At 40.3% G+C, this 14952-nt stretch carries 5 protein-coding genes; all 5 read left to right on the top strand.

The genetic code is table 11. The features are described 5' to 3' along the window. The first annotated feature begins 119 nt into the window (after positions 1-119). The 5 genes from WG906_RS04540 (at position 120) to WG906_RS04520 (ending at position 14947) form a co-directional block, all read left to right on the top strand. Positions 120-908: a gluconate 5-dehydrogenase gene (locus WG906_RS04540; protein ID WP_339991335.1), complete on the top strand. Its 789-nt coding sequence runs from the start codon at positions 120-122 to the stop codon at positions 906-908. Positions 909-912: 4 nt separating this feature from the next. Next, positions 913-1407: a cupin domain-containing protein gene (locus tag WG906_RS04535; RefSeq protein ID WP_339991334.1), complete on the top strand. Its 495-nt coding sequence runs from the start codon at positions 913-915 to the stop codon at positions 1405-1407. Positions 1408-2233: 826 nt separating this feature from the next. Continuing rightward, positions 2234-8056, top strand: coding sequence for a T9SS type A sorting domain-containing protein (locus WG906_RS04530; protein WP_339991333.1), 5823 nt, complete (start codon positions 2234-2236; stop codon positions 8054-8056). Between the two features lie 1492 nt (positions 8057-9548). Beyond that, complete coding sequence (locus WG906_RS04525) at positions 9549-12821, top strand: SusC/RagA family TonB-linked outer membrane protein (protein ID WP_339991332.1); 3273 nt, start codon at positions 9549-9551, stop codon at positions 12819-12821. A gap of 26 nt (positions 12822-12847) precedes the next feature. Next, positions 12848-14947 carry a RagB/SusD family nutrient uptake outer membrane protein gene (locus WG906_RS04520; protein WP_339991331.1) on the top strand — a complete coding sequence of 700 codons (2100 nt, stop codon included), beginning with the start codon at positions 12848-12850 and terminating at the stop codon, positions 14945-14947. The last annotated feature ends 5 nt before the right edge of the window (positions 14948-14952 follow it).

Raw genomic sequence — 14952 nt, 5'->3', positions numbered from 1 at the left:
ACGCAGAACTCGGCAAGTTCTTACCTGCGAGGGAATTGCAAAAATTTCCAAAGGACAATTACAATTCACTAGTCTAGTGGTTGAATCGTATAAATTTTTTCATTTAAACTATACATATAATGTCGTTATCAATTTTTGACTTAAAAGGAAAAACAGCTCTTTTAACAGGGGCCACACATGGTTTGGGAATGTCTATGGCTACAGGTTTGGCCAACGCGGGTGCTCAAATTATTATCAATGATATTTCTGCTGAAAAACTTGAACTTGCGTTGAAGGAGTATGCTGAAAATGGAATAGAAGTAAAAGGATACCTGTTCGATGTTACCGACGAAGAGGCTGTAAAAGCCGCAATTGGAAAAATGGAGTCAGAAGTTGGACCGATTGATATTCTCGTAAATAATGCGGGAATAATAAAACGCACTCCTGTAATTGATATGGAATTAGCCGATTGGGAGGCCGTAATAAGAATCGATTTAACCGGCCCTTTTATTATGTCTAAACATGTGGGGAAATACATGATTGAGCGCAGGTCGGGAAAAGTGATTAATATCTGTTCAATGATGAGCGAAGTAGGACGTGAAACGGTAAGTGCTTATGCTGCCGCAAAAGGAGGTTTAAAAATGTTTACAAAAAATCTGGCTACAGAGTGGGCAAAATTCAATATCCAGGTTAACGGAATTGGTCCGGGTTATTTTGCCACTACCCAAACAGCACCGATTCGCGTAGATGGTCATCCATTCAATGAGTTTATTTTAAGTCGTACCCCTGCGGCTCGATGGGGGGAACCGGAGGATTTACAGGGTGCAACTATCTTCTTATCATCGAAGGCGTCCGACTTTGTGAATGGTCATATACTTTATGTCGATGGAGGGATCTTAGCAACTTTGGGAAAAGCTTCAAATGAATAGGATTATGGAAATGAAAGAAAGAATATTCAACGAGGTAGAAAATAAATTAAAAGCACTGAATTTCGAGATTGTCAGTAGTGATAAAAGCAGACCGTGGGGGGGCTTTTTTGTGATAAACGAAAACCAGGCCGCTGACTTTGCCAAATTGTTTTTTGCAAGAATGGGTATAGAAGAGCTAAATATATCAGGAAAGTTAAGTCCTAAAATTTTGCTTGTTGCACCTGGAATGCGCCTTTCATGGCAATATCATTTTCGGAGAGCAGAGATTTGGAAAGTATTGGAGGGGGTAGTGGGGGTTATAAAAAGTCTTACAGATGAGGAAACAGAACTAAAGGAATATGGATCGGGCGAGTTGATAGAGCTAACACAAGGTGAACGGCATCGATTGGTGGGCCTGAAAGAATGGGGCGTAATAGCAGAGATATGGCAACATACAAATGCAAATAGTCCGTCTGACGAGGAGGATATTGTACGTCTACAAGATGATTTTGGAAGATAATTCAGTTCTGTAAAATGTTGATGTTTAGATCCTGTTGACTGATAAAGACAAATGTCTTTTACGGGAGCTCGATGTGCGGCAGAACCCTTTAAGGGGCAAAGTCTTTTCAGAAGGATTTTGCCCCGTTTTGTTTTGGTTAAATTGTGGATAATCTGATAGATGCAGTCGTATGTGTCGCTTACAGTTCCTTGGCTAAGTGTGGTTAAGTCCTATAAATTGTGTGCTTGCTTTAGTCGTTCCTGTGCGTTGGTGGTATTCCTTATTATAATTGAATTACTACAATTTTTCATTACAGGTATAAACGCTGCGGCTGCTTGCTGAACAGGCAATTAGATAATCTTGTGATTTTAATTAACGAGGTGGTAGCTTTTTCCAGATTTAATACACAAATCAGCCTAAAATTGTAAAATCCTAAAAACTAAAAAATTAATTGCTAAATCGATTTAGTGTGACTAATTTTGAGTAGGCGCTAATGCACCGAAGCTGGAGGCTTTATTCTAGTTATAGAACGATAATTAAAAATTACAGAGAAATTTTAGTTTTTTTTTGCGCTTTCATTTTTGACCCGTGGGTGTACCAGGCTATTAAGCAGTCGACAGTTAAGTTATCTTGAAAGCCAGGCTTCTAGGACCTTGGAAAGCATTTCAATGCAGCAGACGGGGTTGTGTAAGTGTTATGGATCTCAGGTAAAAAATTATAAACCTAATTACTTCATTATATGCAAATTTTTACACAGCCAAATGTTCTCCGATTTTCCAATATGCCAATTGGAATTTGTAGTTTTTATCCCGTTAAACTGCTTGTGGTTTGCTTGATTTTCCTTTTTATGGGAATTCAATCCTCAAACGCTCAATCTTTTGTTCATCCTGGTATTTCACACAAACAATCCGATTTGGATAGGATGAAGATGATGGTGAGGGCAGGTAAAGAACCGTGGAAGAGTTCATTTGACAACATGGCGTTAAGCCCGTTGGCAAGCTACAATTATGTAGTAAGAGGCAGTAGCTCAAATACTGTAATTAACCAGACGTTAAACAGCGAGTATAGTAAAATAAAATTTGACGGATTAGCTGCTTACTATAATTCACTTATGTGGTACATCACCGGCGATGTACGGCATGCACAAAAAGCGGTGGAGATTTTAAATGCTTGGGTAAATGTCAAGCGATTTGTTTCAGACGGTACCACTGCATTGAATGCCGGCAGGGTTGTATGGAAATTGCTTGAAGGTGCAGAAATTATTAAAAGCACGTATCCTGGCTGGCAACAAGCCGATATTGATAAATTTAAAGCAATGCTGGTATATCCAGGTTACTCCACAACACTAGTGCCAACGGCAGCTATTAATAGTTCTGACGTTACTTTCTACTGGTATATGTACAATGGAGACCCCGGGCGTCATGGAAACCAAGGTGTTTTTGCTTGGCGTGGGATTATGGCAATGGGTATCTTCATGGATAACCGCACTATGTATGATAGGGCATATAGATATTTGACAGCGCAACCTCACCGTCCAGACGATCTTCCTTACGTATCCGGCCCGCCTATCGTTTCAGAAACAAAGACTGCATCAAATCAATATTTTGACACGTATTCACCAATAGCTCCATTTCAACAAACGACTATTCCTGATTATGGTTATGATGACCAGATTCAGTATTATATTCATGAAAACGGGCAAAACGAGGAGGCTTCCCGTGACCAGAGCCATCCCATTACTGGTGTATCCATAATAAACACAATGGCAGAAATGGCATGGAACCAGGGGGATGACATGTATAGCTATCTTGACAACCGTATCCTTTTAGGTTTAGAGCATGCGTTTCGTTATAATGTTTCCCTTAATTATTCTTTTCCCGACCAGTCAACTCCATGGGAACCGACGCTAGAAAATGGAGAATTTATAAGCCGGAGAAGTCGGAGCGGCCGTTGGACATCATTAAAAATGAATCCGTACAGTGAGGGAGACTTTACCCGGATGACAAGAGGGGAACTTTTTAAATCGGACCAAAGCCCTTTTCACGAAATGGTACTTGCTCATTACCGGGACAGAATAGGCCTTACCTCAGACAAGTTCAAATGGACCCAAAGAGCTTATGACATTTCACTAAATGAATTTGGATATGAAGGACCGGGATTTGAAACCGATCATCCCGGATACGGTGGCCTCACCTTTCACAGAGCAAAGCTGTCCCCTGGAGACCCTGTTCAATCGTTTGTAGACGGACAGCCTGTTTATGGAACGAATAACATTCTTGCTACAATTGAGGCAGAGAATTATGATTTTTTCACTTCGGGTGGACAGGGAAAAACCTATAATGATTTAGACAATGGAAATACGGGCGGTGCTTATCGAACTTCCGAGGCCGTTGATATTGCTGTTTGTTCAGAAGGCGGCTATGCTGTGAACAATATGCAGCCCGGTGAATGGATGAATTTTACCGTCGCAGTTCCAAAAACCGGCTTTTATAAAATTGCTATTCGCTATTCTTCAATAAATTCAAATGGTAAAATACGATTTGATTTTGATGGTGTGAATGGAACCGGTGAAGTAGCCGTACCTTTTGGCGGCGACAATTCAACTGGTGCTGATGATTGGAAAGATCTTGTTGTGAACACGGTAACGCTGCAAGCAGGTATACAAAGCATGCGCATTTATGTCGGAGGCACAGAAACTGCGTTTAATCTCAACAAAATTAGCGTCACTGAAGTTGCCCCTACACAAGCTCCTGCCGCTCCTTCGTTACTCATGGCAAAAGCCGGTAGTGGTCAAATCGCCCTTAGCTGGAATGCTCCTGTCGGTGCTGGTAGCTATAAAGTAAAACGCGCCACTACCAGTGGTGGGCCTTATATCACCATTGCCACCGTTGATACAACTGTTCATACCAACATCGGTTTATCTAATGGCGACACTTATTATTATGTCGTTTCTGCTGTGAATGCGCTGGGAGAAAGTGGTAACTCCGCTGAGGCAACTGCTACTGCAACTGATGCTGTCAGCCTTGTTGAAGATAATTTTGAAACTGGTTTAGGTAGTCTTGTAACCGGAAGAACACCGGAAGTTGCAACCATCGGCAATCGTGTATTTCAACCTTCGTTTACAGGAACGCCTTCTCCCAACACCGTTGTTAACGGCAGCGCGCAAATATCAACCGTTATGGCGGAGGTAGTGGATATTTCAAGCGCTGATGGGTATACCAAGCCGACTTATATTAACATTTCTGGCAGCTTTAACGAAGGGACGCTCCTTAATAATACACCGACGACTCGTCCGGCCCGTGGTGTTTATTTTGGATTTTGGCCTTCCATTGCTTCAAGTACAGTTACGTTCGGGTTTCAGAACATGCAAGGTGTTTTTGTAAATCCCGAAGATGGTGAACTAGTCCTTTGGAATGGAAGCGGTAGTTCAACAGACAAACCGGTACAATCACTTTCTTATGAAGGAACCTGGGATGCTTCCGCACAGCATACCATCTCTTATACCATCAATACTACCACAGGTAACATTTCCGATTTTGTATTGGATGGTGTCAGTTATTTGTGGAACAAGACAAATATTTTTACAGAGGCCAACACTAAATATGCAGGCTTTGGTACTTCTGGCGCATCCACAGGTCAATACGGTAATATCAGCAGCTTTAAAGTAAAAGATAACAAGGTGTGGAATGAAGTAGTTCGTACTTCGCAAACCATCAATTTTCCTGACTTTAGCGATAAGAAAATAGGGGATGCCGATTTCAATATTGATGCTTCCGCAAGTTCCGGGCTTCCATTAACATATGTAAACTCTACGCCATCTGTAGCAACTGTTGCTGCCGATGGTATAGTGCATATTGTCGGACCAGGAACAGCTACCATTACCGCATATCAATCCGGTAATACAAGTTACGAAATGGCAACTGCTGTTAGTCGTGTGCTAACCGTTACTAAAGATGGAAGTACCGAAACAAGGTTATTATTACAGGATGATTTTACCACTTCATCAGGAACAGGAAATGTTACAGGCCGTACTCCTGAAGTAGCAACTATTGCCAGCCGTACCTATCAAAAGTCCTCTGCTGCTGCTTCTACTGCTAACACTGCAACAGTTATTAATGGCGTGGCAAAGATGAACGCCAATATTGCGGAGATGATTGATTTGGCAAGTGTAGCTGGGTACATAAAACCTACTTACATCAATATCTCCAATACGTTTGATTTAGGAAATATCACCAATCCTTCCACTCCCCGTGCTGGTCGTGGCGTATTTCTTGGTTTCTGGTCGGCTATTTCAGCTTCAGGTGACGCTATAACAAATATGCGTGGTGTAGTTGTTAATCCGTTGACTACAGCGGGTCAGGTTCAGCTTTGTCTTTGGAACGGCGGAGGCAGCACAGGAACGCCATTGCAGATATTGCCTTACAATGGTACCTGGAACAATGCGATTACACACACCATGTCCTATACGGTGAATACAACAACCGGCAATATATCCGATTTTGTTCTTGATGGTGTGTCTTACACCTGGAATACTGTTAACATCTTTAACGCAACGAATACGAGATATGCGGGTTTTGGAGCAAATGGTGCAAGTAGTACGCAATTTGGAAATGTGAGTAGTTTCAAGGTGATGAATGCTGCACCACAATTAGCACAAACTATTACTTTCCCTGCCATTACAACCAAACAAAACGGCGATACTGACTTCAATCCACGAGCAACTGCTTCTTCAGGCAATCCAATTACTTATTCAAGTTCCAATACAGCCGTTGTAACCATTGTTGATGGACTGGCACACATCGTTGGAGAAGGTACTTCTACAATTACTGCTACGCAAGCAGGTAACAGCGATTATCTGCCAGCATCTGCCGCACAAACGGTAACGGTCAAAACAGGTCAGACTATTACATTTAATTCTTTAGATAGTAAATATGTTGGCGATGCTGACTTCAATCTCACGGCCACTGCTTCATCTGGTTTGCCTGTAACGTACACAAGTTCTAATAATTCTGTAGCAACCATTGTAAACGGTAACCAGGTTCGCATTGTTGCACAGGGTAATGCAACGATTACAGCTATTCAGGCTGGGGATACGGCGTACGCGGCAGCTACTAACCAAACTCAATTACAAGTTGTAAAAAAGGTTAATCAGTCAATAACATTTGATGCACTGACAGCAAAGCGGGTGGGGGACGCTGATTTCAACCTTAGTGCCACAGCCACTTCAGGTCTTCCGATTACCTATACAAGTGGTGATGAGAATGTAGCCACCATTGTGAACGGTCAGGTTCATATTGTTGGTGAAGGAACTGTTTTAATTACAGCTTCACAAGCAGGAGATAACAAATACAACGTTGCTACTTCTGTAACACAAACACTCACTGTTACCAAGCAAGACCAAAACATTACGTTCAATGCTCTGCCGGCAAAACAAGTAGCGGATGCCGACTTTAATGCAGGTGCGTCAACGTCCTCGGGATTACCCTTAACCTACACAAGCTCTGATGAAAGTGTAGCAACTATCGTGAATGGTCTCATTCATATTGTTGGAGTAGGAATAACTAATATTACTGCTTCACAAGCAGGCAACAATCACTTCAAGGCCGCAGCATCTGTCACCCAATCTCTTACTGTAAACAAGGAGTATTATGTAGATGCAGATAAAGATGGATTCGGATCTCACACAATCGCTTTATTGCCACTAAATGAAGCTCCGGAAGGTTATTCTACCAATAACACTGATTGCAATGATAATGATGTAACAGTACATGAACCTCAACAGTTCTACGTGGATGCTGATAAAGACGGATTTGGTTCTACTACAACAGTAATGTTCTGTTCATCGGTTGCTCGGGAAGGATACGCTAAAAACAATACTGATTGTGATGATACAAAGCTTTTGTATGCAGATATGGATGCGGATGGATTGGGAGCAGGTTCTCCTGTTGCTTGTGGTGTTGCTAATAACAATGATTGCGATGATACCAATCCCCGCCAGCTAACAGTAATCATTCCAGACGTTTATGTTGTAAATGCTGACATGGATGAGAAGAATACCATCTACAAAGGATATGGTCCTGCTACGTTAACTATTAAAGGAATGCCAACCGGAGGTACCGCTCCCTATACTTACAAATGGAGCACGACAGAAACAACACAAGCAATTGTTATATCTGCAGCAGGCACTTATACGGTAGTGATAACCGATGCAAAAGGATGCAGTACTTCGACATCTATCACAATTAAGACAGTTGATGTAACCTGCGGAAATAACAACGATAAGGTGATGATTTGTCATAACGGCAAAGTTATCTGCGTTGCTTCCAATTCTGTACAGGAACATTTGAATCATGGAGACAGATTAGGATTCTGCAGTGTACCATCAACTACGGCAAAAAATCCAACGCTTAAAGACGTAGTAGAAGTAGAGACTGCAGATAACGTGATTGTTTATCCCAATCCTGCCACTGATAATGTAAAAGTTTCTGTAACAGCTATTCAAACCGGTGCTACAATGCAATTGTTCAGTGCAAATGGTACGTTGGTCTATTCTGGTATAGTAACCAATCTTATTGAAACTATTCCGGTTCAAAAACTCCCGACAGGACTCTATTATTTAAAGGTGATGAACGGCAGACAAATCGTAATTAAGAAAATTGTGAAGAATTAATTGGAAATCGTTTTTTAATAACGCAAGCAATCATATAGCAACGGAAGGGTTTCTATCCGCTTCCGTTGCTATTATAAAAACCGTTCCCTCCTTGCAAGTATAGGGGGGCCTGAATCGACGTGATGTGTGATTTCTCGGCCATCATAAAGGCAGCTGTTATCACCAATTTTCCAATAAAAAAGATCGAAAGCATACATTCAATTGTATAAGCTCCATTGGTTATAATAGCTTTAGCGAGATCCTGATTGAAGTGGCACAGGAATGGAGAATGAAGTCAGGAAAGATTATAAAATGCCATTATTTGGATCAGGTTTTTGGACCTGTAACTATTGCTGGAACTGAAAAAATAGTATGACTACGGGGAAGCTGAATTGATGCCAGGCTATAATACCTTTCGTCCGTGAGGCTCGGATTTTAAAAGCTTGGACTGATATGACTCGAAGTTTGAAGTAGAAGTTATGTTTTTAAGTATACTGAGAGACTGGACTTAATGTTTTTATTCGGTTTATAATATATATTATAAGCATGGCAACTATAAAAATGACAGGCCGGCGTTCACTGGCTTTACCCAATTTGCAATCGTTGTTTTTAGTGTTTTAATGAGTCTTGAGCGTCTTTTATATATCTCGCTGTAGGGTCTCCGGGGTAGTAGCGAATTCAAAGGCACAAAATTATTAATGATTTTTGGAGCTGTGCTTATTACTTATGGCCTGTTTTTATATGACAAAAGATATGAACGAATATACCAGAAGTACAAAGATCATGCTTTTGCAAATAGTCAATTGGGGCAAATGTTTGCTGTTTTTACAATACTACTTTATATTGCTTCTCCATTTATAATCATTTACTTTAAAAGATTAGAGTCATGAGTGCTTTGACGCTTTGGACATAATATAACCTTATCAAAAAGTTTGAGTAACAAGAAAAGGGTTTGATTTAATTTCATTATTATTAAGTGCGTGTTTCGATGGTGGTCTTCAAAAAAACTAATAGCGAAGAGGAAACTGAAAACGAAATAAGGAATCCATTGTCATTTAGATACACGTTTAGTTTTAATAAACTTAGTCCATATCTGTTCGTAAAGAAACACACCTATTGTTATACAGTAACATCTTCCTTTAATTTTGGAGAACGAAATTTAAGAAAAGATTCACTTGCAAGTGTGAACGGTGTTTTAGTGTGCGAAAAGAATTTAGAAAGAAGGGACTTTTGTATTAGTCTAAACACGAGGAACCCAATAAGTTTGATAAGAAAAGTGAATTAACCTTAACATTTTCATTAATAAAGCCTTCGCAGTCAGAAAAAAATGAAAAAATGAAAAAAAAACTTACTAAATCGGTTTAGTTATTCTATATTTGGGTAACGAACTAAACCATTATTGATGAGTACATATTACAGGAATCTCTGCGAACTTTTTCGATCCTCTTATGACGACTAAGTAAAAAATTATTAAAATCTAAATACTTAACTAACTTATTTAATCAATTGAAGCATGAAGAATAATTCTACGCGCGCTACTAGCAATGCCTTGCTGTTTTTTTATGTGCGGTCATTAGAGCGCTCCTGCAGGCGTTTCTACTTACTGTTAATCATGAGTACGATTCTTTCTAATGGAATTTTTGCTCAGTCCAAAGTGGTCACCGGTGCAGTGACAGATGAAAAGGGAGAAACTCTTCCGGGTGTTGGGGTTGTTGTGAAAGGTACTCAGACTGCCACTACTACGTCCGGTGATGGGAAGTTTTCTATCAGGGTTACAGGTAATAATTCGGTGCTTGTTTTTTCTTATATAGGTTTTGCTAACCAAGAAATTTTAGTTGGATCAAAGAGTACTGTTGTTGTTGCTTTAAAGGAAAATGTTTCAGCTCTTACTGAAGTTGTAGTTGTCGGGTATGGCTCTGTTCGCAAACCTGATTTAACGGGAGCTGTCGGTGTGGTTAATATGGCTGATGTAAACAAAGCTCCGGTTGTTTCGGTTGATGAAGCCCTTGCCGGTAGAATTGCAGGTGTTCAGTTAATATCACCAGATGGCCAACCAGGTGCAGTTTCGGACATACAGGTTCGTGGGACAGGGTCTATAACACAAAGTTCAAGCCCTCTTTACGTAGTAGATGGTTTCGCTCAGGAGGGGAACGCATTAAATACAATTAGTCCTAATGATATTGAATCCATAAGCGTTTTGAAAGATGCTTCTTCGACAGCTATTTATGGATCAAGAGGTGCTAATGGCGTTGTAGTAATTACAACAAAACGTGGTACAAGCGGAACGCCGAAAATTGCCTACAATGTTTATGCGGGCACTCAATCAAATATTTCAGAAATGAAAGTGATGAGCGCATATGACTTTGTTCGCTTGCAGATAGACATTGATCGTGATTATGGAAAGGCTGCTTATTTAACAAATGGCCGGACTCTTGATTCCTATAAAAATTCACCAAGTATTAACTGGCAAGATAAGGTGTTTCAGTCAGCTCCTTTCATGAATCATAACTTAACGTTATCTGGACAGGCTGATAAAACAAATTATTATATATCAGGAAACTATGTGGACCAGACCGGACTTGTTGTGGAAAGTGGCTTTAAACGCTATCAAGGACGAGTTACAATTGATCAGCAGGTTTCTAAAAACTTCAAGGCAGGTGTAACTGCCAACTATGCATCAACCAAGCAGTTTGGTAATACTCCGCGCCAACAAGCAATAGGTGTTCCTTCCAATGGTACGGGATCAGGCACGAATAGTGCTGAATTTAATTTGATGTTTACGATATGGAGCTCCCGGCCAGTGAATGCTTCGGGTGACTTAAGTGAACTCGAGAATGAGTTTTCTGACGCCGACGAGGCTTCGCCAAGAGCTCAGGATCGGATCAATCCTTACTTATTGGCTTTAAATAGCAATAATATAACAGCTGAAAATACACTTCAGGCAAATTCTTTTCTGGAATACACATTTTTGAAGGATTTTAAATTGCGAAGCACTTTCAATGTTAACAATGTTGCAAGGAAAATTACCGCATTTAACAACCAGTATACACGTGGAGGAAGTCCTTTTACTATTCAGGGCAGGCTAAACGGGATTAACGGCAGTATTGATGATGTCGGAACTTATAGTTTTGAGAATGTAAATACCCTGGCATACAAGAAAATAATTCGTAAAGATCATACAATTAATGGCCTAGTTGGATTTAGTAATCAGGTTATTAAATCGGACAGGAACCTGTTTTCAACGACCTTTATACCTAACGAGAATTTAGGTATAAATGGAATTGATGAAGGAATTGCTCTTCCAACCACGGTTACTGCAGGTCAAAATAATCTGGCTTCCTTTTTTAGTCGTTTAGACTACAACTATAAATCAAAATATATTCTCACAGCTACCATGCGGGCAGATGGCTCATCGAAGTTTCCTTCCGAAAACAGGTGGGGGTATTTCCCGTCCGCAGCAGCTAAATGGAGACTTTCTGAAGAGCGCTTCATGAAGGGTTTAAGTAAAGTATTGAGTAATGCGAGCCTAAGAGCTAGTTATGGCCTGGGTGGAAACAATCGTGTAAGTGATTATCAATACACTGCACCTATTAATATTAGTAACACGGTGGGTGGTACACGGTCATCTTTTAATAACTCAATTCTACCAGGTGCAACACCAGGAGCCATGGAGAATCCTTTCTTAAAATGGGAGACTTCTTCAATGTTAGATATTGGCCTTGAAGCCGGATTTCTGAATAATCGCTTTAGTTTAGAAATCGATTATTATAATAAGAAAACTTACGATTTGCTGCTAAATGCAAATCTTCCAACAAGTATAGGCTTTACGCGTATTGTTGAAAATATTGGAGATATTCAGAACGAAGGTTTGGAGTTATCGTTCAATTCAACTAATATCAAAAAGAAAAACTTTTCATGGAATACTAATCTAAATATAACATTTGCCAGGAATGAAGTTTTAAGTCTTTCAAGAAATGAACGTGTTCTAGGTTCTTCTCCAAGATTTAGTTCTGTGTATACAAATCCTTTATATATAGCTCAAGTGGGCCAGCCTATCGCTCGTTTCTTTGGGTATATATCTGATGGATTATATCGTTTGGAAGATTTCGACGTAAGTCAGAATGGGGCATTTACAAATTATAGATTAAAACCTACTGTGCCGACTTTTAACAGTGCGACCCAACTTGTACAGCCTGGTGATATGAAATTTAAAGATTTGAATAATGACGGTGTTGTGGATGCCGGAGATCTTACCATCATCGGTAATCCTAACCCAAAGCATATGGGTGGTGTTTCCAATAATTTCACCTACAAAGGATTTGATCTGAATGTGTTTCTACAATGGATGTACGGAAACCAGGTATACAATGGAAATCGTACAGTACTGGAGGGAGGGAGCCAAGGTGATAACAGAAATTTGGGATTAAATATGTTTGCTCAATATGCAGATTATTATACAGTAGAAAATGATGACGCTGAATATGGGCGCCCATTGATGAATGCATTTGGTCCGAGGAACTATAGTACACGATTTATTGAGGATGCTTCATACCTGCGCTTGAAAACAGTGAATTTAGGATACAATCTTCCTCAACGGTTGGTGAATAAAATTAAAATGGCAAATGCAAGAGTATACCTGTCGGCGCAAAATTTAAAAACTTGGACCAATTATACAGGACCTGATCCTGAGGTTTCCACCCAGAACAGTTCCACCACTCCTGGGTTCGATTACTCACCATATCCAAGAACACGGATGCTTGTATTCGGGACAAATATTACATTTTAGTATAAACTAAAAATTAAAAGATTATTATGAAACGATATATAATTTTGATGATTTTCATCTGTAACCTCATTCTATTAGGTTCATGCAAGAAGTATTTAGATCAGCAGCCTGTTGATTATCTGAGTCCGGGTCAGTTTTATTCTGAGAAATGGCAGGTAGATTATGCTCTTACAGCTATTTACTCTAATTTAAGGAGTAGTGCATTGGCTGAGAATTATATGATCTTTGCTAATGCTCCTACCGACGAGGGGTATCGCAGAGATCAGCAGGCTAGCTCACCCACTGCGTTTACTACTATTCCAGGGAATGGACAAGTCAATAGTCATTGGAACACTTGCTATCAATCTATAAATTATATCAATATTTTTTTAAAGAATATTGGTAATGCAAGTGGATCAGTTTCTCAGGAAGACATAAATAAAGCGAGAGGTGAGGCATTGTTTTTACGAGGCTACTATTATTTCATGCTTGTACAATGGTTTGGTGGAGTTCCCCTACGAATAGAGCCTCCCCTGACAGTCGAAGAAGGTCAAATAGAACGAGCATCAGCAAAACAAGTGTATGATCAGATCATAACAGATATGACAGAGGCTGAAGGTTTGCTGCAAAACCAAACTCGTGCCTCATTAGGTTATACAGAGCGAGTTACCAGGGAAGCTGTTCAAGGTATTCTTGCAAGAGTATGCCTACATGCAGCTGGGGCTCCTGTGAATGATGTTGCGAGATATGCGGAGGCAAGAGCTTGGGCATTAAAAGTAATGACTAACTATCCAACAACTCTGGGGAATTTTTCGCAGATATTTATTGACGAGGCACAAAACAGATATAACTCGGAAGTTATCTGGGAACTTGGCTATATGTATTCAGGTCCTGATGCAAATCAAAATATGGGGGGACCTGTCGGAAATGTAAACGGTGTTAAAATGTCGTCCGAGATCGGTCAGGCGGTGCCCGTTGGGGCCAATGGAGTTTATGCTATTGATACTGGATTTGCACTGGGTAATATGCTGGTACATGCACGTTTATATAAAACATATCTGCCCGGCGATTTGCGTAGAAACAGAACTGTCGCCAATTATCATTGGCCAACAGTTACAGTATCAGCGTCTCCTGTGCCTGCTAGAACTTACTTTGATGATAAGGTGGTTTGGGGGAGATATCCCGGTAAGTGGAGAAGACAGGAAGAGGGTCCTATAAGCAGGCGACAAAGAGGGAATAGTGAATCTAATTTTCCTTTATTAAGATATGCAGACGTTTTGTTAATGTTTGCTGAAGCGGAGAATTATGTAAATGGTCCTACTTCTGCTGCGTATAATGCAATAAATTTAGTCCGTAAAAGAGCTTACAGCACCAGTCCTATGGTAGAAAGTATCACTGTAGAAAATGCGACATCAACTACTTTCAATACCGGAGCAATTCCCCTAATAACGCTTTCGGGAGGAGGAGGCGCCGGCGGTGTTCTACGGGCTTTTGTTGGGGGAACTAATGAGCCCACAGGTTTACTTCCAAATAAGCTTAGTATCGCGGTTGTCGAACAAGGAATGAATTATACTTCGAATCCGGTAGTTACTATAAGCAGAGGGAATTGGGCTGCTGGTAGAGCTTACGCAATAGGCGATTATGTAATTATGCCTGATCCATCTACTTCTCTAGGGATCGGAAGATTATATAGAGTTACAACAGCGGGAACTTCTACAGCAGTGCCACCCACCAATACCTTTGGATCTTCAACGGCAGCAACTACAGGTGCAGTATTCTTATATTCAGGTGAAGCTCCGAGAGTTACAGTTACCCGTTTTATCCCTGCACCTAACTCTTCTGATCTTCAGAGCGGCTTATCTAAACCTCAATTTTTAGCGGCTATTCAAAATGAAAGATATCTTGAGCTTGCCTTTGAATGTCTGCGATATCAGGATTTAAAACGCTGGGATATTATAGTTGCAACAGTTAGAAGTTTAATTAGCGACGTATTAGGTTCAAATGCTACATACCCAAGTATTTATGCGACAGGTGATGTGGCTGCGAGGCAGCCATCCGACAATATTAATGAACAAAATATTATCTGGCCTATACCTACCAGCGAGATCAACTTAAATAAAAAGATTGTACAAAATCCGGGTTATTAGACTAA

The sequence above is a fragment of the Pedobacter superstes genome (assembly GCF_037622515.1).
Taxonomy (GTDB): Bacteria; Bacteroidota; Bacteroidia; order Sphingobacteriales; family Sphingobacteriaceae; genus Paradesertivirga; species Paradesertivirga superstes.
The sequence above is the reverse complement of the archived record's forward strand: the minus strand, read 5'-3'. Positions and strand labels throughout refer to the sequence as shown.

What these genes read in the sequence shown, in the direction of transcription:
- WG906_RS04540 (WP_339991335.1), top strand. Translation starts at nt 120, where the DNA reads ATGTCGTTATCAATTTTTGACTTAAAAGGAAAAACAGCTCTTTTAACA.
- WG906_RS04535 (WP_339991334.1), top strand. Translation starts at nt 913, where the DNA reads ATGGAAATGAAAGAAAGAATATTCAACGAGGTAGAAAATAAATTAAAA.
- WG906_RS04530 (WP_339991333.1), top strand. Translation starts at nt 2,234, where the DNA reads ATGGGAATTCAATCCTCAAACGCTCAATCTTTTGTTCATCCTGGTATT.
- WG906_RS04525 (WP_339991332.1), top strand. Translation starts at nt 9,549, where the DNA reads ATGAAGAATAATTCTACGCGCGCTACTAGCAATGCCTTGCTGTTTTTT.
- WG906_RS04520 (WP_339991331.1), top strand. Translation starts at nt 12,848, where the DNA reads ATGAAACGATATATAATTTTGATGATTTTCATCTGTAACCTCATTCTA.